Genomic DNA, 18873 nt, shown 5'->3' on the forward strand with positions numbered 1-18873 from the left:
AATTTAAATTCCTTGTAAGTTAGAACAATTAAAGATTGGTTTTTTAGCTTCATTTAAAATTACACTTTTACATCTTTAATGCTTATTTTTGCATACAATATTATAAAAATTTCCATGCACAAATATATCGATCAACTTAATGAAGCCCAACGCGAACCCGTTCTCCAAAAAGACGGACCCATGATAATTATTGCGGGTGCCGGTTCCGGTAAAACGCGGGTGTTGACTATTAGAATTGCTTATTTGATGAGTCAGGGTATCGATGCGTTTAGTATACTATCCCTTACATTTACCAACAAGGCAGCGCGAGAAATGAAAAAACGGATCTCGGATATCGTGGGTGCCGGTGAAGCAAAAAATCTTTGGATGGGAACATTTCACTCGGTTTTTGCTCGAATTTTACGATCGGAAGCCGAACATCTCGGATATCCTTCAAACTTTACTATATATGATTCTCAGGATTCGTTGCGTGCTATTTCCGGGATCATAAAAGAAATGCAATTGGATCGGGATGTTTACAAACCAAAACAGGTTTTAAGCCGAATTTCAAATTTCAAAAACAGTTTGATTACGGTGAAAGCTTATTTTAATAATCCGGATCTACAAGAAGCGGATGCGATGTCTAAAAAGCCTCGAATGGGGGAAATTTATCAAAATTATGTCGACCGATGTTTCAAAGCAGGCGCTATGGATTTTGATGATTTATTATTAAAAACCAACGAATTACTGACTCGTTTTCCGGAAGTTCTGGCCAAATATCAAAATCGTTTTCGTTATATTTTGGTAGATGAGTACCAAGATACCAATCACTCGCAGTATTTAATCGTTCGGGCTTTGTCCGATAAATTTCAGAATATCTGTGTGGTGGGGGATGATGCGCAAAGTATCTATGCGTTTCGTGGTGCCAACATCAATAATATATTGAATTTTCAGAAAGATTATGAAGGCGTAAAAACTTTCAGATTGGAACAAAATTACCGTTCCACAAAAAATATTGTTGAAGCAGCAAACACAATTATTGATAAAAATAAAGTAAAACTGGATAAAATAGTTTGGACCGCGAATGATTTTGGTCCAAAAATAAAAGTCCACCGCAGTTTAACAGATAACGAAGAAGGCCGTTTTGTGGCGAGTACCATTTGGGAGCAAAAAATGCAAAACCAGTTACCTAATGGAGCGTTTGCAATTTTGTATCGGACCAATGCACAATCCCGTGCGATGGAGGATGCATTGAGAAAAAGAGATATTCCGTACCGAATTTATGGCGGACTTTCTTTTTATCAAAGAAAAGAAGTAAAGGATGTTTTATGCTATTTGCGATTGGTTATCAATCCAAAAGATGAAGAAGCTTTGGTTCGGGTGATTAATTATCCGGCACGTGGAATTGGGAATACAACTATTGAAAAACTGACCATTGCAGCGAACCATTACAAGCGCTCAATGTTTGAAGTCATGCAAAACATAGAACGAATTGACTTAAAACTGAATTCGGGAACCAAGCAAAAACTACTCGATTTTGTTACAATGATTCAGAGTTTTCAGGCTATAAATGAAAATCAGGATGCGTTTTATTTGGCTGATCATGTTGCCAAAAAAACAGGATTGATACAAGAATTAAAAAAAGATGCTACTCCTGAAGGAATGGCTAAAATTCAGAATATTGAGGAATTACTAAACGGTATTAAGGATTTCACTGATGGCCAAAAAGAAGTGGATGGAGCCCGTGGTGCCTTATCAGAATTTATGGAGGATGTGGCTCTGGCAACAGACTTAGATAAAGATACTAGTGATGAAGATCGTGTTGCGTTGATGACGATTCACTTGGCAAAAGGATTAGAGTTTCCTCATGTTTTTGTGGTGGGAATGGAAGAAGACTTGTTTCCGAGTGCCATGAGTATGAGTACCAGAAGTGAACTCGAAGAAGAACGACGCTTATTTTATGTGGCTTTGACCCGTGCTGAGCACCAAGCGTATTTGACCTATGCACAATCTCGTTACCGTTGGGGGAAATTGACGGATAGTGAACCTTCGCGTTTTATTGAGGAAATCGACAGTCAGTATTTAGAATATATGACACCTCCTGAAAATAATTACAGATACAAGCCTATGATTGACAGTGATATTTTTGGAGATGTGGATAAATCCAAATTGCGTCTGGCAAAACCAGCTAATGGAACACCGCCCAAATATGTTACTGATAATGAACCCAAATCAGATATAAGTATACGTAAATTAAAACCTGTTAGCAATAATGTTGCTTCAGGAAATGCTAATTTATTTGATAATAAACTGGTTGCCGGAAATATAGTTATGCACGAACGTTTTGGAAAAGGGGAAGTAGTAAATCTTGAAGGGGTAGGAGCAGATAAAAAAGCCGAAATCAAATTTGAAGTTGGCGGAATCAAAAAATTACTGTTGCGTTTTGCGAAATTGGATATTATAGGGTAAAAATTTGTTTCAAGTTTAAGGGTTAAAATTGTCAGTTAAAAGAACTTTAAACCTTAAATATTTTAAACTTTAAACTAAAAAAAATGGCTCAATTTATAAAAATATACGAAGACAAACCTAATGAAGCAGCAATTGCTAAAGTGGTTAAGGTTTTAAAAGAAGGTGGTTTAGTAATTTATCCAACCGATACCATTTACGGTTTGGGTTGTGATATTACCAATACGAAAGCTTTGGAACGCATTGCGAAGATAAAAGGAGTGAAGCTCGACAAAGCTAATTTTTCCTTCATTTGCCATGATTTAAGTAATATCTCTGATTATGTGAGACAAATAGACACTGCTACTTTTAAAATCTTAAAAAGAGCTTTACCAGGACCTTATACCTTTATTTTGCCGGGAAATAACAACTTACCTAAAGAATTCAAAAAGAAAACGACTGTCGGAATAAGAGTTCCTGATAATACGATTGCTTTAGAAATTGTAAAGTTGCTTGGAAATCCTATTGTTTCGACCTCAATTCATGATGAAGATGATGTAATAGAATATACTACTGATCCGGAACTTATTTTTGAGAAATGGCAAAATCTGGTTGATTTGGTTATTGATGGAGGTTACGGTGATAATGTAGGTTCTACCATTATCGACTTATCAGGTGACGAGCCAATTGTAGTGAGAGAAGGTAAAGGAAGTTTAGATATTTTATAAAATTCAAATCTTTGGCAAAATATTTGCACATCTACAATAAAACTTTATATTTACCAATAAATAACAATTTCTTTAATTACAGTATAATAGTATGTTATTCTTGATTATATTTAATTGGTTGTTAAAAAACAATTGAGGATACATTGAGGCAGGTCAATTGGCCTGCTTTTTTTGTTTTTATACCAAATCAGTTTTTGAAAAACAGTTTATCACCTAATAGTAAATCATAAAAAAAACGCCTCAATTTTGAGGCGTTTACTTTTTGATAATTAAAACAAATTACGGTCTTTGTTTTTTCATTTCTTTTTCAATCATTTCATAGAATTGATCAATTTTAGGTAAAACTACAATACGAGTTCTTCTGTTACGAGATCTGTTTTCAGCAGAATCATTCGCCACTAATGGAATGTAAGAACTTCTTCCTGCAGCAATTAATTGCTCTGGTTTAACACCCAGTTGATTTGTTAATACACGGATAATAGAAGTAGAACGTTTTACACTTAAATCCCAGTTGTCTAACAATACACCTGAACCATTGTAAGGAACGTTATCAGTGTGTCCTTCTACCATACATTCGAAGTCTGGTTTGTCATTCACTACTTTTGCAACTTTCGCCAAAACCATTTTAGCTCTGTCCGTCACTTCGTAGCTTCCGCTTTTAAATAATAATTTGTCTGCAATAGAGATAAAAACTACACCTTTTTCTACATTTATTTCGATATCTGGATCGGATATTCCTACTGAACTTTTCAAGCTTGTTACTAGTGCAAGTGTTACACTATCTTTTTTAGTTAAAGCATCTTGCATTCTACTTATTTTTAAATCTTTCTCTTTGATAGATTCTAATGCTTTTTCAATATTTTGAGCACCCTTAGTCGACAATACCGTCATGTCTTTTGAAACACTAATTAAACCTTGATTTTGTTCTTTTAAAGCAGCCACTGTTGCCGCAAAACCTGCTTTTTCTTCTAAGCAAGAATTTAATTTTACAGTCGCAGTATTTAATAAATCTTGGGTTTCTTTATTTCTAGTTTCTAAATCCGTGTATTTCTTTTTAGAAACACAAGAAGTTAAAAGGGCCATTACTGATAAGGCAATTATGATTTTTTTCATAGATTGTTTAAATTTAGATTAAGGGTTAGTGACAAATTTAGCTTTTTAAAATTTATTTGATTCTAAATAAATCGTTAAAAACTTTTATTTTTCTGATAAAGTACAAGTAAACAATACTTTTTACACTATGGTATTTATCATTTTGAAATTCAGCTCTTTTTTTATAAAAGCGAAAAAAAAGAATATAAAAGGACGAATGAGCCTTCAGTATTGCCGCAAAATGTTTAGGTTTTTTTTGTATTAAAAATTGAAATCCTGCAATTCCGTCCAAAATCATTCTGCCTAAAAGTATCGAATATAATTTTTCTTTTGGAAGGTTTTTGGTTAACATCAGTAAGGAATTTCTAAAATTTAAATACGTTTTAGTTGGGTGGCCTTGCTGCAAAGTGGCACCGCCTACGTGATATACCACGGACCTTGAAATGTATTTTATTTTATATCCGTTGTTAATCGCACGCCAACACAAATCAATTTCCTCCTGATGCGCAAAAAAATCATCGTCAAAACCGTGTAATGCTTTATAAACCGAGCTTCGGATAAAAAAACATGCTCCTGATGCCCAAAATATCTCTCGTGTGTCATCATATTGTCCGTTGTCTTTTTCTAAAGTATCAAAAATTCGACCCCGACAAAAAGGATATCCATATTGATCAATAAATCCACCGGCAGCACCTGCATATTCAAAATATTCTTTGCGTTTATAATCTAATATTTTAGGTTGGATAATAGCCGTTTTGGATTCATTTTCGAAAGTTTCAAGAATGGGTTTCAACCAATGCTCTGTTACTTGTATATCAGAATTCACTAAAGCATAAATATCTGCATTAACCTGTTTTAATGCTTCATTATAGCCACTGGCAAAACCAAGATTACTGTCATTTTTAATAATTGTTACCGAAGGAAAAAAAGCTTTGAGATAGGAAATAGAATCATCAGTAGAAGCATTATCAGCAACATAAATTACAGCTTCCGGAGAATATTGTACAACCGACGGCAAAAATTTTTCCAATAATAATATTCCGTTCCAATTAAGTATGACAACTGCTATTCTCATTATGAGGCTTTGTTTTATAGACTATTTAGTTTGTAATTCGGTAATTCTTCCAGAAAATGATATTTTTCATTCTCGAAATCCATTTGACAAAAGTAATGATTCAAACCATTGGTCACCATCAAAAAACTAGCTCTCATGGTCATGTTGTAACGGGCAATTTGGTCAAAGGTGGCTTGTGCAATTTTTATTTCGGGTGCTTTACATTCTATCAAAATGAAAATTGAACCATCCGGATTGTAAACCACGACATCGTATCTTTTGCGCAATCCGTTGACTTTTAATACTTTTTCTACATTAATTAAGGAGTGCGGATACTTTTTTTCTTCCAATAAAAATTGGACAACATGTTGTCGAACCCATTCTTCAGGAGTAAGAATGATGAATTTTTTCCTGATTGCATCAAAAATGGAAACTTTATTTTCGCTATTTTTGAACCGAAAGTTATAAAGTTGAAAATTGAGTTTTCGCATGAAGCAAAAGTAAGACTTTTAGATAATAGATTTAAAAGAGAATAGATAATATGGACGAAGTATTGAAAATTGTAAATGATATAAAAAGCGGCAACATTAAACCTATCTATTTTTTGATGGGAGAAGAACCGTATTATATTGACAAATTATCGGATTATATTGAGAAAAAAGTCTTATCGGAAGAGGAAAAAGGTTTCAACCAAACCGTTTTATATGGAAGAGATGTCACTATAGAAGATATCATTTCCACCGCTAAGCGTTATCCGATGATGGCAGATCGTCAAGTGGTTATTGTCAAAGAAGCACAGGATTTAATCCGAACCATAGATAAACTGGAAAGTTATGCTGATAATCCGATGCCTTCAACCGTTTTGGTTTTTTGCTACAAATACAAAACATTGGATAAACGTAAAAAAGTAACGAAGTTATTGGCGAAAAACGGTGTTGTTTATGAGAGTAAAAAACTATATGAAAACCAAGTAGGAGAGTGGATAAAACGTGTTTTATCAGGTAAAAAATATTTAATTGAGCCTAAAGCAAATGCCATGTTGGTTGAATTTTTAGGAACAGATTTGAGTAAAATAAATAATGAACTTGAGAAATTGCAAATCATCTTGCCGATAGGAAGTACAATAACTCCAAAAGATATTGAAGAAAATATAGGTTTTAGTAAAGATTTTAATGTATTTGAATTGCGAAAAGCACTTGGTGAACGCAACCAGTTAAAAGCGTACACGATTGCTGAAAACTTTGCCCAAAATCCAAAAGACAACCCAATGGTGGTAACAACAAGTCTGGTTTTTGGATTTTTTATTCAATTATTAAAATACCATGGATTAAAAGATAAAAACCCCAAGAATGTTGCGGCGGTTATAGGTGTAAATCCTTTCTTTTTGAAAGAATATGATGTGGCTTTGAAGAATTATCCTATGAAAAAGGTAAGTCAAATTGTAGGTGCTTTAAGAGATATTGATGTAAAGAGTAAAGGTGTTGGCGCTAATGCGATGTCTCAATCTGACTTATTACGAGAAATGCTGTATAAAATATTTAATTAAAAGGCAAAATTTCCGATATTTGCATTCCAAAAATTAGTGATTTAAAAATAAATACCAAGACTATGTCAATGAATAAAAATACTATTTTAGGTTGGGCTACTTTAATTATGATCGTAATGGGTTTATTGCTGATTGCATTAGGTGCATTTAGATATGATGACGTAGCAGGGTGGGGATTTGTTGCAGTGGGTGTGGGTTTTTTGGCTAACGCTTGGGTCTTTAGTTCCCTTAAGGGAAGAGTCTAATAGGGGTACAAATTAAGGAAAGAGCCTTAATGGCATAAAAGAAATAATTTTAAATTATAAAAAATGGCAGACGATAAAAAAGTGATATTCTCAATGTCAAAATTGAGTAAAACGTATCAAGGAGCAGATAAACCAGTCCTTAAAAACATCTATTTAAGTTTCTTTTATGGAGCTAAGATTGGTATTTTGGGTTTAAATGGTTCTGGAAAATCTTCCTTATTAAAAATTATAGCTGGTGTTGACAAAAACTACCAAGGTGACGTAGTTTTTGCGCCGGGTTATACAGTAGGTTATTTAGAACAAGAACCTATTTTAGATGATAGCAAAACAGTTATCGAAATTGTAAGAGAAGGAGTTGCTGAAACAATGGCAGTTTTAGATGAGTTCAATAAAATCAATGATAGTTTTGGTTTGCCGGAAGTCTATGAAAATGCTGATAAAATGGAGCAATTGATGGATCGTCAAGCGCTTTTACAAGATAAAATAGATGCATTGGGCGCTTGGGAAATTGATACCAAACTGGAAATCGCAATGGATGCTTTACGTACCCCTGAAGGTGATACGCCAATTAAGAATTTATCAGGTGGTGAGCGTCGTCGCGTAGCTTTATGTCGTTTATTGTTGCAAAAACCTGACGTTTTGCTTCTGGATGAGCCTACGAATCACTTGGATGCTGAAAGTGTACTTTGGTTAGAACAACATTTAGCACAATACGCCGGAACTGTGATCGCTGTAACGCATGATAGATATTTCTTGGATAATGTTGCCGGTTGGATTTTGGAATTAGACAGAGGTGAGGGTATTCCATGGAAAGGGAACTATTCTTCTTGGTTAGACCAAAAATCAAGCCGTATGGCATTGGAAGAAAAAGTAGCCTCGAAACGCAGAAAGAATTTAGAACGTGAGTTGGATTGGGTTCGTCAAGGTGCCAAAGGGCGTCAAACAAAACAAAAAGCGCGTTTGCAGAATTACGATAAATTACTGAATGAAGATCAAAAACAATTGGATGAAAATCTGGAAATATACATTCCAAATGGACCACGTTTAGGAACGAATGTAATTGAAGCCAAAAATGTTGCCAAAGCATTTGGAGATAAATTGTTGTATGATAATTTAAATTTCACCCTGCCACAAGCTGGAATTGTTGGAATTATTGGGCCAAATGGTGCTGGTAAATCAACCATTTTCAAAATGATAATGGGCGAAGAAAAGCCAGATTCAGGTGAGTTCTTAATTGGGGATACTGTAAAAATCGCTTATGTTGATCAAGCACACTCGAATATAAATCCGGAAAAATCAATTTGGGAAAACTTCGCTGACGGTCAGGAATTGATTATGATGGGCGGAAAGCAAGTAAATTCAAGAGCTTATTTATCACGGTTTAATTTTGGTGGTGGAGAACAAAACAAGAAAGTTTCTATGCTTTCCGGAGGAGAACGCAACCGTTTACATCTTGCGATGACTTTGAAAGAAGAAGGAAACGTATTGTTACTGGATGAGCCTACGAATGATTTGGATATCAATACACTACGTGCATTAGAAGAAGGTCTGGAAAATTTCGCAGGTTGTGCGGTAGTAATTTCTCACGACAGATGGTTCTTGGACAGAATTTGTACACACATTCTGGCGTTCGAAGGAAACTCTGAAGTATATTGTTTTGAAGGTGGTTTTACTGATTATGAGGAAAATAAGAAAAAACGTTTAGGTGGTGATTTGACACCAAAACGATTGAAATACAGAAAATTAATTAGAAGTTAGTCATCTAAATTATAGATTTATCAGCCAGAGGATGTCCCATAAAGACATCCTCTTTTTTTACGCTGTTATTTAATTTTTTTATCAGAATTCATCATAATTAAAACTGCAGCAACCAGTCCTATGATTACTAATGCAAATACAACAACCATTATAAAAGTTCCGTTATCCCAAGAAAAAAGTGTAGTGTCTTTCATAATTAATTAAGTTTTAAGATTGTTCAAATTTATAATTCCTACTAAATAAAAGGTATGATAATTATCATGATTATTATTTTATTCTAAAAACTTAGCTTGCATTTCTTTGGTGGGAATCAGACAAGCTTCTTTTTTTCCGTACCATTTGTAGCGGTTTTTAGCGATATAATCGTAAATATAGTTGTTAAAAGAAGTGGGTAACATCGTAAACAGTGTCGCAAAATAAAATATTCCTCCCAAATTTTTAGCAATTTCTAAAGCAGCTTCTGATTTTAAGTAGTAAGCAAAACCAGGGTGATACAGGATAATACTGTCTGTTTTTTGAATATCAATTCCCAAATGTTGGATGATTTTTTGACCCAAATCAGATTGTAAAGCAACAAACCGAAAAATATCTTCAGTATCATGCTTAACTATCATCTGCACTGCTGAATCACACAAGTTGCAAACGCCGTCAAAGAGAATGATTTTTTTGTCTACAGGAATATTGAGCATAATTTAAACTTTATAATTCAACCGGATAGAAATTTCTCCTTCTTCGAAATGACAAAACGTGAGACGAGACTGAAAACTGCAAACTAAATACTGTTTATTTCTTCCCGGCTTCTACAAACTCCAGCGCTTCCAGACTCACTTTTGAAGTAAATACACCATAATTTACAGTTGCTTTATTTTTTTCGATAGCATCAATCGTTCCCACCGCTTTTCCATCAAACATTCGTACGCGATCGCCTAATTTTAGAACTGGTTTTGGTTTTTCAATTACTACTTTTAATTTCTTCTCTTTCTTTTCTTTTCTAATTTCCTCAACCTGAACTGTGATTTCTTCAATTACTTCTTTTTTCTTTTCTGTTAGTGCTTTAGTTTCTTTAACAGTTGCTTTTTTTCGTTTTGAATTTTCTATTTCAATGATTTTCAAAAATTCACCTAGCAACTCTTTCTTGTTTTTATTATTAAAATATTTCTCCGAAATATCTTCAATTTTTTGACCGATGTATATTGTTTTCTGGTTGCTGTCATATAATTCCTGATAGCTTTCCAGTTTTTGTTTGATTTTCACATTGATAGTCTCCATTTTCTTGCCCTCTTCGCGTGCTTTTGTTTCTTCTTCTTTGAGGTTTTGTGATGTTTTTTCCATCTTTGAACGCTCTTTTTGAAGTGTGGCAATCGTTTTATCAAAACGTACTTTTCCAACTTCAATTTTCTTTTTGGCTCGATTTATTAAACTAAATGGAATTCCGTTTTTTAAAGCGACTTCAAAAGTAAAGGAACTTCCCGCTTGACCCATAGCCAATTTATACATGGGTTCTAATGATTTTTCATCAAAAAGCATATTCGCATTGGTGGCAAAAGGCAATTCATTGGCCAGAATTTTTAGGTTTGAATAGTGAGTGGTAATAATCCCAAAAGCTTCTCGGTGATAAAACTCTTCTAAGAAAATTTCTGCTAAAGCACCTCCTAATTCTGGATCAGAACCGGTACCAAATTCATCAATCAGGAACATGGTTTTTCTATTGCACTTCTTTAGGAAGTAGTTCATGTTCTTTAGTCGGTAACTATATGTACTTAAATGATTTTCAATTGATTGATTGTCTCCAATATCTGTTAAAATCCTATCGAATAAAAAAGTTTCACTGCGTTCATGAACTGGAATTAACATCCCAGATTGCAGCATCAGTTGCAACAACCCAACGGTTTTCAAAGAGATCGTTTTTCCTCCTGCGTTAGGTCCGGAAATTACAATAATTCTGCTTTCCTGACTGAGTTCAATAGTCTGCGGATGTGTTATTTCGTTTTTCTGTTTGTTATTCAAATATAAAATAGGATGGTACGCATCTCTAAAATAAACACGACGTTCCTCGGTAATTGTTGGCAAAATTCCGTTAATTCTGTTGGCGTATTTTGCTTTGGCAGCGATTACATCAATATCACTCAAGAAGTCCTGATATTGAATCAATAACGGTAAAAAAGGACGAATGTAATTGGACAGCTGTTTTAAAATCCGGGTGATTTCTTCTTTTTCTTCATATTCTAAATTACTCAACTCACGAGAATATTGTAAGGTAGCTTCAGGTTCAATATAGGCGATACTTCCAGTCTTAGAACTACCCAAAATAGAACCTTTTACTTTACGACGGTACATTGCCATAACAGCTAGAACACGTCTGTTTTGTACAAAACTTTCTTTGATATCATCTAAATATCCCAAAGCAGCGTATTGCGTCAACGCAGATCCGAAACTTTGATTGACTTTGCCTCGAACCGCATTCATATTTCTGCGGATATTCAGTAAATCCGGCGACGCATTGTCTTTTATTTCGCCATATTTATCAACTACTTCATCGACCATCGTGATGATTTCTTTAGTGAGTTCAACTTGGTTAGCCCTTGCATTTAAATTTGGATAATAATCCTCGAATTTTCTCAAAAAAGTCAAAAGGAAATTTACCGTTGAAGAAATAGTTGCAATCTTTCTAAAACTGCCCACTTCTAAAAAACTGTCCTCTATTGCAAGAAATTTTATCTCGTGCGTGATGGCGTCAAAACCATGATTGGGAATGGCATTGTTATTTTGAAAAGACGAAACATACTCTGATGTTTGCATTAATGCTTGCATTAACGTTTCCTTATCTTTAAAAGGGGTTATTTCGAAAGCTTTTTGTTTTCCAATATCAGTGTTGCAAATGGTCGAAATGGTTTCGAGTACAGCAGGAAATTGTAAATCTTGTAATGTTTTTTCGGTGATTGATATCATTTATCGTTTAATTCTTTTCAAGACAAAAATAACTAATAGTTAAGATAATTTAACAGACTTTCACAAAGAATTAAAGAATGTTTATTGTCCTTTTTAGGTTTTAAAAAAAAAATCCCTTTGTATCTTTGCTTTCTAATACACAACTATGCAAATCACTCTAAATCCATCTTGGCAATCCATTTTATTAAACGAAATCAAGAAACCCTATTTTCCAGATTTAATGGAAACTGTTGATGAGGAGTATAAAAATCATACTTGTTATCCCCCAAAAGAATTAATTTTTGCCGCGTTTAATTATTGCAGTTTCAAAGAGGTAAAAGTGGTTATCATTGGCCAGGATCCGTATCACGGCAAAGGCGAAGCCAATGGTTTGTGTTTTTCTGTGAATGAAGGTGTGCGAATTCCTCCTTCGTTGCGCAATATTTTTCGGGAAATGAGTGAGGATTTAGGGACTATTTTCATGCCCACTTCCGGTAATTTAGAAGCTTGGGCAAAACAAGGCGTTTTATTGTTGAATGCTTCTCTGACCGTTAGAGAAGACCATGCGAACAGCCACAAACACTTGAAATGGAATGTTTTCACGGATGCTGTAATTCAAAAAATTTCCGAAGAAAAAGAACATGTCGTCTTCTTGCTTTGGGGGAATTTTGCCCATAAAAAAGGGCTTAAAATCGACCGAAACAAACATTTAGTTCTAGAATCCGGGCACCCGTCGCCTATGAGCGCAAATCAGGGGAAATGGTTTGGGAATAAACATTTCAGTAAAACGAATACGTATTTAAAACAAAACGGGTTAGAGTTAATTAACTGGATTTCATTAGATTAATTAAGTGATTTGAAGATGTAAATAGTTGTTTTACACAGTTTTGCGTGAGTGATGGTAGTGGAGCTCTTTTTTAAGAGGCGTTTCAGCCTGTAAAAAAAGCGGGAACGTACAGCACGACCTGAAGTTTTTACGTAAGGTCACGCCCAAATTAAAATATTGTTATTGGAAAAATTCAACCGTAAATAGGACTAAATAAATGTCTTACTTTTTAATAATATCCTCTAAAATAGCTTTATCTGAGTAATTAATGACTTTCAGGGTAACCTCTTGGTTTTTGATTGTTTTACCTTCGATGATGTATAACTTTCCTTTTTTTAGTTCGATATTGCTTTTGTCAAAATCTACATCACCAAATTGTAGTGTGTTTTTTATATCGGCAGTATCAATCCATTTTTCAGCCAAAATCACAGAAGCCTTATCCGAATAATAAAAAGGTTTGTTTCTTAAATCATTTAAAACTCTTGCATTTGGAAAATAATTACAGCGGGTGTCTTTGCCACTGAAAACTAACGCTACAAAAAACAGTCCTATTACTAAACCTACCAAATAATAGGCAAAACGATGTATAAACTTCATGAATTAAATTTTTTGCAAAGGTAGAAGAAAGTTTTCTTAAAAAACAATTAAATTAATGTCGTTATAAGGTAGATCGAACCATTCGCCGATAGAACAATTAGTAAGGATTCCGTGGTACATGTAAACGCCGTTTTTCAATCCTTTATCACAACGGATAGCGCTTTCGATGCCTCCGTCCTCCGCAATTTTCATTAAATAAGGGGAAATTATATTACTTATGGAAAGCGATGCAGTTTTTGAATATCGGGAAGGGATATTGGGTACGCAATAATGCAAAACATTGTTTTTGATAAACGTAGGTTTCTCATGCGAAGTCACTTCCGAAGTCTCAAAACAACCGCCGGTATCAATACTTACATCGACAATTACGGCACCATTTTTCATGTGCTCCACCATCGTTTCCGTAACAATTACAGGACAACGTTCTTTGCCTCGCATAGCGCCAATAGCCACGTCACAACGTCTCAACGCTTTGAGTAAAGCTTTAGGTTGAATCGTGGAAGTAAATATCCGTTGGTTCAAATTATTCTGTAAACGACGTAATTTGGTGATAGAATTATCAAAAACTTTTACACTGGCACCTAAACCAATAGCGGTTTTGGCAGCAAATTCTCCAACGGTTCCTGCGCCCAAAATAACTACATCAGTAGGAGGAACTCCGGTAATGTTCCCGAATAATAATCCTTTTCCGAATTCATTGGTAATCATCAACTCGGCAGCAATTAAAATCGAGGCCGTTCCCGCAATTTCGCTCAAGGATTTAACCGCAGGATACGTTCCGTCTTCATCCTTGATGTATTCAAAAGCGAGAGCGGTAATTTTCTTTTTGGTCAAAGCTTCAAAATACGTTTTCTTGCGGGTTTTCAACTGAATCGCGGACAGCAAAATCGTCTGCGGATTCATCATTTCTATTTCAGCAAGGGTGGCTGGTTCCACTTTCAAAATCATGGGGCAACTGAAGACTTTCTTGGTGTCATTAGTGATTTGGGCACCTGCATCAGAATATTCTTTATCGGTATAACTTGAACTCAATCCCGCTCCTGCTTCAATCATTACGCGATGGCCATGATAGGTAAGCGAGTTAACAGCATCTGGGGTAAGACAAATTCGGCGTTCCTGATAACTCGTTTCCTTTGGAATACCAATAAAAAGTTCGCTTTTTTGTCTTGCAATTTCCAGTTTTTCCTCTTGTGGTAAAAGCTGCTGTTTGGTGAATGGCGTTATAGTTATTGACATTGATGTTGTTAAATTAAGGGTACAATTTACGTAAAAAGATTTATAAACGGCACAAATTCAATCTTGTTAAATTCACATGGAATGCAACAAATCTTTGCGAATGATTCTTTCCATTTTTATATCGGCTCGTTCATAAACTCCATCCTCTAAAGGAATTTCTACGAAACCAAATTTTTCATACAAATGTATCGCTGACAGTAATTTCCGGTTTGAATATAAAATCAGTTTCTCTATTCCTTTTGCTTCAGCAATATCAAAGCAATGCAAAATCAGTTTTTTACCAATTCCTAATCCTTGTGCGCTATCTGTTACACCCATTTTGCTCAATTCGAAGGTTGTGCTGTCAATTTTAATTAAGGATACGGTACCAACGATTTCATCTTTATATTTCGCGTAAAAAATCATTCCGCCTTTGTCAATAATCTGACCTTGCGGATCCGAAAGTACGATTTCATCTTTGGGTTCAACCCTAAAATGTTTTTGCAGCCATTCCAGATTTAATATTTTTACAGCTTCTTTGTAAGTTGGAGAAAAAGGAATTATTGCTATAGTATTGTCTACATTCATAATTACTTTTAGCTTAAAGTTAATAAACGTTTTCCGTCCGCGAGTAGTGAAATACTGATAACGGAATGGGTTTTCGGAATCAAATTTGGAATCTTCTCTGCCCATTCTATAAAACACCAATTGCCGGAATACAAATAATCGTCAATTCCCATATCCAGCGCTTCCACTTCATCATTCAATCTGTAAAAATCAAAATGATAAACCAACTGATTGTCATTAGCTTCATATTCATTAACTAAAGAAAAGGTTGGGCTGCTTGTTGCACCGGTTACTCCAAGCGTTTTGCACAATTGCTTAATTAAAGTTGTTTTTCCAACGCCCATTTCTCCGTGAAAAAGAATCACTTTTTTGGGGTTATTTGCCATGATTTTTTGAGCAACTTCCTCGAGTTGATCTAAAGAAAAAGTAACATTCATTCTTTTATATTTGTTTAAAAGTTTAAGGCTCTCGCCGAAAACTGAGACTGGAATTTCCTATCGAGGGTTAAAAACTAAAAACGGAATAATCATTTCTTCCAATGAAATTCCACCGTGCTGATAAGTGTTTTTGTAATAACTCACATAATGATTGTAGTTATTGACATACGCTAAAAACAAATCATTTTTTGCAAAAATATAAGAACTGCTCATATTTATGGTCGGCAAACCAATATTTTTGGGTTCTTTTACGGCATAAACATCTTTGTGTTCGTAAGTCAAACTGCGTCCGGTTTTGTAACGTAAATTCAAACTGGTGTTTTTGTCACCTACCACTTTCGATGGATTTTTTACATTTATCGTTCCGTGATCCGTGGTCAAAATCAATTTAAAACCCATTTTTTGAGCCTGTTGAATGATTTCTAACAGCGGGGAATTCTTAAACCAACTCAACGTCAATGAGCGATACGCTTTGTTATCGGAGGCCAATTCTTTCACGACATCCATCTCCGTTTTGGCGTGCGAAAGCATATCAACAAAGTTGTATACTACTGTCACTAAATCATTATCTTTTAATGATTTAAAACTCTCAGCTAATTTTTTTCCGCTGGCAAGACTGGTTATTTTAAAATATTCTTGCTTGATATTTAAACCTAATCGTTTCAAGTGCGCCGTCAAAAATTCCGCTTCAAAAAGATTTTTTCCGCCTTCTTCCGGGTCATTTTTCCAGTATTGTGGAAACTGTTTTTCCATTTCCAATGGCGTCAAACCGGAGAAAATAGCGTTTCTCGCGTATTGAGTGGCAGTAGGAAGGATAGAGTAGTAAGGCACTTCTTTTTCCAGTTTGTAGTAATTTCCAACTACACTTTCAAAGGTTTTCCACTGATCGTAGCGAAGATTATCAACCACGACAAACAAAATGGGCTTGTCTTTTTTCTTGAGTTCAGGAAGCACTAATTCTTTGAATAAGGTATGCGATTGAACGGGTTTGTCCGCTTTTGGTGCAAACCAATCCTCATAATTGCGCTCAATAAATTTTCCAAATTGGGAATTAGCTTCTGTTTTCTGGGATTCCAAAATTTCAATCATGCTCTGATCGTCGATGTTTTCCAATTCCAGTTCCCAAAAAATCAATTTCTTATACAACTCAATCCAATCTTCATAGGAATTCACCATTGCCATTTCCAAGGTGATTTTTCTAAATTCTTTCTGATAATCCAGCGTAGTTTTTTGCGAAATCAATCGGGAATGATCCAGATTTTTCTTCAAACTCAACAAAATTTGGTTTGGATTCACAGGTTTGATTAAATAATCGGCAATTTTAGAACCTATGGCTTCCTCCATAATGTATTCTTCCTCGCTTTTCGTAATCATAATCGTTGGAACCGAAGATTTTTTTTCCTTCATTTCTGACAGCGTTTCCAAGCCGCTCATTCCGGGCATATTTTCATCCAGAAAAACAATATCAAAATTATTTTCTTCAAAAATACCAATGGCGTCCAACCCGTTATTGCAGGTTGTTACCTCGTAATTTTTCTTTTCCAGAAATAATATATGTGGTTTCAAAAGGTCGATTTCATCATCTACCCAAAGTATTTTTATTTTATCCATAATTGAATCAACAAGTGTTGTAACATACTAAATTAAAGTGCCAAATTACATTTTTTTGCAACGGCTCCCTGCTAATATTATGATAATTTTATAACACACTTATGCTGTATTTTATAAAATTACAATTCGCTTCCGTTTTGCTTTATATTTGCTTTTGGGCGTGCCTCATCCTCCGTAAACTCCGTCCGGGTCGGGCTGTACGCTGTATCTTTCCTTTTTAAAGAAAAAAGGAAAGGATGCCGCTTCCATCCCTCACGCACTTGATAGAATGATTTCGGTTTATAACTCCGTTTGAGAAGAAAAGTATTCTGCAAATTAAATCGGATTGTGTTATTTGTAATTAATTTATTATATATTTGGATCTCATGTATTTGTCTAAAGTTATTAATCCTTAAAATATAATTATGAAAAAACTAATTTTAGTATTATTAATTATGACAGCTTTACATTGTAAATCTCAAAACTATGAAGCTAAAGAAATTAACAATTTAGAATTATCTAATATAATTGGAAATATAAGTGCTTTCAAAACATACCCTTTAACTGATAATGTAGTCAATATAGTTATTATTAAAAACCTAACAGGGAGTGCAAAAAACAAAGAATCAGGTGAAGTTTCAAATAATCTATATTTAACAAAGTGCGAATTTGGAGAACTCCCAATTTGCAAATTATATTTATTGGAGGATTTTATAAATTTACATATTGACAAAGCATATGAAGATAAAAAAAATATCAAAATTAATATTACATCTGGAAATTACAAAAGACGTAAATTAAGTACAATTTTAATCTCAAAAAATTAATAGATGCAATCCTTTTTAAGTTTTTGGTTAAAAGAGACTGTCCGAAAAGTAATTTTCGGACAGTTTTTTATATACTCTTGATTATTAGTGTTTTTAAGTACTAAAAGTAACGATTATGAAGCCCGTTTGCAAGCCAAATTCGGTTCATCAACAAGAACTTTTCCCACTGAATTTACAGGATTTAATTTCAAAAGATTATTCCTCCCGCTGGTACGAGCGTTTCTTTAACACCTCGTGCGAGCTTTTTACGTGTCCCTACAATCAATCATGAAAATTATGTATGAGCAGAAAATATAGGTTTGGATAGAAATCTGTTGATTATTTTATGTGTTTTGCTATCTAAAATTAAATAATTGGATTGGTACCATGTAGATTTTTTTTATTACCAAATAAGAAAATTAAAAAAATTCAAATATTAGCTAAAAAATAGTACGTGAACGGACAAATCGCCCATAAATTAATTGGGAATCATTTAACTTGTTTTTTCAAAACGGAAAAGTGAAAGCAAAAGATTCTTTCATCAATGAACTGATGGAAGGCGAGTGAATCTTTTATCGTGAAACCGGACAGCATTGGTAAATTCGAAATTTCAAAAAAAACATTAAAAATGGTTCTTTTATTAGGTATGATAGAAACGACCAAATAGAAAATTGAGAGACTTTTGAAAACGACAAAATCATAGAAAAAGATGGTACATTTAATTGTTTTAGAACTTCTAGAAAGCTGTTGTTTATTACAGCAGGATTCAAGTTATAAATGCAACTTTTTGATTAAACATAAAATTAGGTGTTTCAAAATTAAATCTTTTTCTTGGTCTATTGTTTAATTTCTCTTGTATTTCTATAATTTTCTCTGGAGTTATTTCATCAAATGATGATGATTTGGGTATGTATTGTCTTATTAATCCATTTAGATTTTCATTTGCACCACGTTCCCAAGGGCTGTAAGGGTTGGCAAAGAAAAAATCTATTTCAAGTGCCGAACTGATCTCTTGATGTTGCGCAAACTCTTTCCCATTATCAGAAGTTATTGTATTTAT

The 18873-nt window shown here is 34.2% G+C and carries 19 protein-coding genes; 7 read left to right on the forward strand and 12 right to left on the reverse strand.

Going from position 1 to position 18873, the window contains the following annotated elements:
- Positions 1-114 precede the first annotated feature (114 nt).
- Both BMZ76_RS14245 and BMZ76_RS14250 read left to right on the forward strand, forming a co-directional pair.
- Positions 115-2448 carry an ATP-dependent helicase gene (locus BMZ76_RS14245; protein ID WP_091208344.1) on the forward strand — a complete coding sequence of 778 codons (2334 nt, stop codon included), beginning with the start codon at positions 115-117 and terminating at the stop codon, positions 2446-2448.
- A gap of 83 nt (positions 2449-2531) precedes the next feature.
- Positions 2532-3152: an L-threonylcarbamoyladenylate synthase gene (locus BMZ76_RS14250; protein ID WP_091208347.1), complete on the forward strand. Its 621-nt coding sequence runs from the start codon at positions 2532-2534 to the stop codon at positions 3150-3152.
- A 279-nt stretch (positions 3153-3431) separates the two neighbouring features.
- Here the strand turns inward: BMZ76_RS14250 and BMZ76_RS14255 are convergent, their stop codons facing one another.
- The 3 genes from BMZ76_RS14255 to BMZ76_RS14265 are packed head-to-tail and all read right to left on the reverse strand — an operon-like array spanning position 3432 to position 5789.
- Positions 3432-4265 (reverse strand): OmpA/MotB family protein, encoded by an 834-nt coding sequence (locus BMZ76_RS14255; RefSeq protein ID WP_091208350.1) that lies wholly within the window; start codon positions 4263-4265, stop codon positions 3432-3434.
- A 52-nt stretch (positions 4266-4317) separates the two neighbouring features.
- A complete protein-coding gene (locus BMZ76_RS14260; protein WP_167547473.1) occupies positions 4318-5322 on the reverse strand; it encodes a glycosyltransferase family 2 protein in 1005 nt (334 codons plus the stop codon).
- Positions 5323-5333: 11 nt separating this feature from the next.
- Entirely contained in the window at positions 5334-5789 is a 456-nt protein-coding gene (locus tag BMZ76_RS14265; RefSeq protein WP_091208357.1) for a type I restriction enzyme HsdR N-terminal domain-containing protein, read from the reverse strand.
- Between the two features lie 50 nt (positions 5790-5839).
- On the opposite strand from BMZ76_RS14265, the gene holA reads away from it, so the two are divergent.
- From holA to ettA, 3 genes are all read left to right on the forward strand, one after another.
- A complete protein-coding gene (holA, locus tag BMZ76_RS14270) occupies positions 5840-6844 on the forward strand; it encodes a DNA polymerase III subunit delta (protein ID WP_091208360.1) in 1005 nt (334 codons plus the stop codon).
- A 62-nt stretch (positions 6845-6906) separates the two neighbouring features.
- The gene (locus BMZ76_RS14275) at positions 6907-7089 is read left to right on the forward strand and encodes a CAL67264 family membrane protein (RefSeq protein WP_091208365.1); all 183 of its coding nucleotides are present in this window, start codon (positions 6907-6909) and stop codon (positions 7087-7089) included.
- Between the two features lie 63 nt (positions 7090-7152).
- On the forward strand, positions 7153-8847 hold the full coding sequence (ettA, locus tag BMZ76_RS14280) for an energy-dependent translational throttle protein EttA (RefSeq protein WP_091208370.1): 1695 nt from the start codon (positions 7153-7155) through the stop codon (positions 8845-8847).
- A 65-nt stretch (positions 8848-8912) separates the two neighbouring features.
- Here ettA and BMZ76_RS16325 read toward each other — a convergent pair whose 3' ends face one another.
- The 3 genes from BMZ76_RS16325 to BMZ76_RS14295 all read right to left on the reverse strand — a co-directional run bounded on the left by BMZ76_RS16325 (position 8913) and on the right by BMZ76_RS14295 (position 11796).
- Positions 8913-9041, reverse strand: a complete 129-nt coding sequence (locus tag BMZ76_RS16325; RefSeq protein ID WP_091208374.1) for a hypothetical protein — start codon at positions 9039-9041, stop codon at positions 8913-8915.
- A 78-nt stretch (positions 9042-9119) separates the two neighbouring features.
- Entirely contained in the window at positions 9120-9536 is a 417-nt protein-coding gene (locus tag BMZ76_RS14290) for a thiol-disulfide oxidoreductase DCC family protein (RefSeq protein ID WP_091208377.1), read from the reverse strand.
- 94 nt (positions 9537-9630) lie between these two features.
- Entirely contained in the window at positions 9631-11796 is a 2166-nt protein-coding gene (locus BMZ76_RS14295; protein WP_091208381.1) for an endonuclease MutS2, read from the reverse strand.
- Positions 11797-11941: 145 nt separating this feature from the next.
- Between BMZ76_RS14295 and ung the strand changes: the two genes are divergently transcribed.
- Positions 11942-12622, forward strand: coding sequence for a uracil-DNA glycosylase (ung, locus tag BMZ76_RS14300; protein WP_091208384.1), 681 nt, complete (start codon positions 11942-11944; stop codon positions 12620-12622).
- Positions 12623-12823: 201 nt separating this feature from the next.
- On the opposite strand, the gene BMZ76_RS14305 is transcribed toward ung, so the two are convergent.
- The 5 genes from BMZ76_RS14305 to porX form a co-directional block, all read right to left on the reverse strand.
- Positions 12824-13198 carry a DUF4258 domain-containing protein gene (locus BMZ76_RS14305; RefSeq protein WP_091208387.1) on the reverse strand — a complete coding sequence of 125 codons (375 nt, stop codon included), beginning with the start codon at positions 13196-13198 and terminating at the stop codon, positions 12824-12826.
- 36 nt (positions 13199-13234) lie between these two features.
- Positions 13235-14434: an alanine dehydrogenase gene (locus tag BMZ76_RS14310; RefSeq protein WP_167547472.1), complete on the reverse strand. Its 1200-nt coding sequence runs from the start codon at positions 14432-14434 to the stop codon at positions 13235-13237.
- 72 nt (positions 14435-14506) lie between these two features.
- Positions 14507-15001, reverse strand: a complete 495-nt coding sequence (locus BMZ76_RS14315; RefSeq protein ID WP_091208391.1) for a GNAT family N-acetyltransferase — start codon at positions 14999-15001, stop codon at positions 14507-14509.
- Positions 15002-15009: 8 nt separating this feature from the next.
- The gene (tsaE, locus tag BMZ76_RS14320) at positions 15010-15417 is read right to left on the reverse strand and encodes a tRNA (adenosine(37)-N6)-threonylcarbamoyltransferase complex ATPase subunit type 1 TsaE (RefSeq protein ID WP_091208395.1); all 408 of its coding nucleotides are present in this window, start codon (positions 15415-15417) and stop codon (positions 15010-15012) included.
- 57 nt (positions 15418-15474) lie between these two features.
- Positions 15475-17028: a T9SS response regulator signal transducer PorX gene (gene porX, locus BMZ76_RS14325; protein ID WP_091208399.1), complete on the reverse strand. Its 1554-nt coding sequence runs from the start codon at positions 17026-17028 to the stop codon at positions 15475-15477.
- Between the two features lie 404 nt (positions 17029-17432).
- Here porX and BMZ76_RS14330 point away from each other — a divergent pair, with 404 nt between their 5' ends.
- The gene (locus tag BMZ76_RS14330) at positions 17433-17834 is read left to right on the forward strand and encodes a hypothetical protein (RefSeq protein WP_091208403.1); all 402 of its coding nucleotides are present in this window, start codon (positions 17433-17435) and stop codon (positions 17832-17834) included.
- 745 nt (positions 17835-18579) lie between these two features.
- On the opposite strand, the gene BMZ76_RS14335 is transcribed toward BMZ76_RS14330, so the two are convergent.
- Positions 18580-18873, reverse strand: a 294-nt coding sequence (locus BMZ76_RS14335) for an IS30 family transposase (RefSeq protein WP_167547434.1), incomplete at its 5' end; no start/stop codon positions are given.

This window comes from Flavobacterium xueshanense, assembly GCF_900112975.1.
GTDB classification, from domain to species: Bacteria; Bacteroidota; Bacteroidia; order Flavobacteriales; family Flavobacteriaceae; genus Flavobacterium; species Flavobacterium xueshanense.

Coding starts and splice junctions, on each gene's coding strand:
- BMZ76_RS14245 (WP_091208344.1), top strand. CDS start 115: ATGCACAAATATATCGATCAACTTAATGAAGCCCAACGCGAACCCGTT.
- BMZ76_RS14250 (WP_091208347.1), top strand. CDS start 2,532: ATGGCTCAATTTATAAAAATATACGAAGACAAACCTAATGAAGCAGCA.
- BMZ76_RS14255 (WP_091208350.1), bottom strand. CDS start 4,265: ATGAAAAAAATCATAATTGCCTTATCAGTAATGGCCCTTTTAACTTCT.
- BMZ76_RS14265 (WP_091208357.1), bottom strand. CDS start 5,789: ATGCGAAAACTCAATTTTCAACTTTATAACTTTCGGTTCAAAAATAGC.
- holA (WP_091208360.1), top strand. CDS start 5,840: ATGGACGAAGTATTGAAAATTGTAAATGATATAAAAAGCGGCAACATT.
- BMZ76_RS14275 (WP_091208365.1), top strand. CDS start 6,907: ATGTCAATGAATAAAAATACTATTTTAGGTTGGGCTACTTTAATTATG.
- ettA (WP_091208370.1), top strand. CDS start 7,153: ATGGCAGACGATAAAAAAGTGATATTCTCAATGTCAAAATTGAGTAAA.
- BMZ76_RS16325 (WP_091208374.1), bottom strand. CDS start 9,041: ATGAAAGACACTACACTTTTTTCTTGGGATAACGGAACTTTTATAATG.
- BMZ76_RS14290 (WP_091208377.1), bottom strand. CDS start 9,536: ATGCTCAATATTCCTGTAGACAAAAAAATCATTCTCTTTGACGGCGTT.
- BMZ76_RS14295 (WP_091208381.1), bottom strand. CDS start 11,796: ATGATATCAATCACCGAAAAAACATTACAAGATTTACAATTTCCTGCT.
- ung (WP_091208384.1), top strand. CDS start 11,942: ATGCAAATCACTCTAAATCCATCTTGGCAATCCATTTTATTAAACGAA.
- BMZ76_RS14305 (WP_091208387.1), bottom strand. CDS start 13,198: ATGAAGTTTATACATCGTTTTGCCTATTATTTGGTAGGTTTAGTAATA.
- BMZ76_RS14310 (WP_167547472.1), bottom strand. CDS start 14,434: ATGTCAATAACTATAACGCCATTCACCAAACAGCAGCTTTTACCACAA.
- BMZ76_RS14315 (WP_091208391.1), bottom strand. CDS start 15,001: ATGAATGTAGACAATACTATAGCAATAATTCCTTTTTCTCCAACTTAC.
- tsaE (WP_091208395.1), bottom strand. CDS start 15,417: ATGAATGTTACTTTTTCTTTAGATCAACTCGAGGAAGTTGCTCAAAAA.
- porX (WP_091208399.1), bottom strand. CDS start 17,028: ATGGATAAAATAAAAATACTTTGGGTAGATGATGAAATCGACCTTTTG.
- BMZ76_RS14330 (WP_091208403.1), top strand. CDS start 17,433: ATGAAAAAACTAATTTTAGTATTATTAATTATGACAGCTTTACATTGT.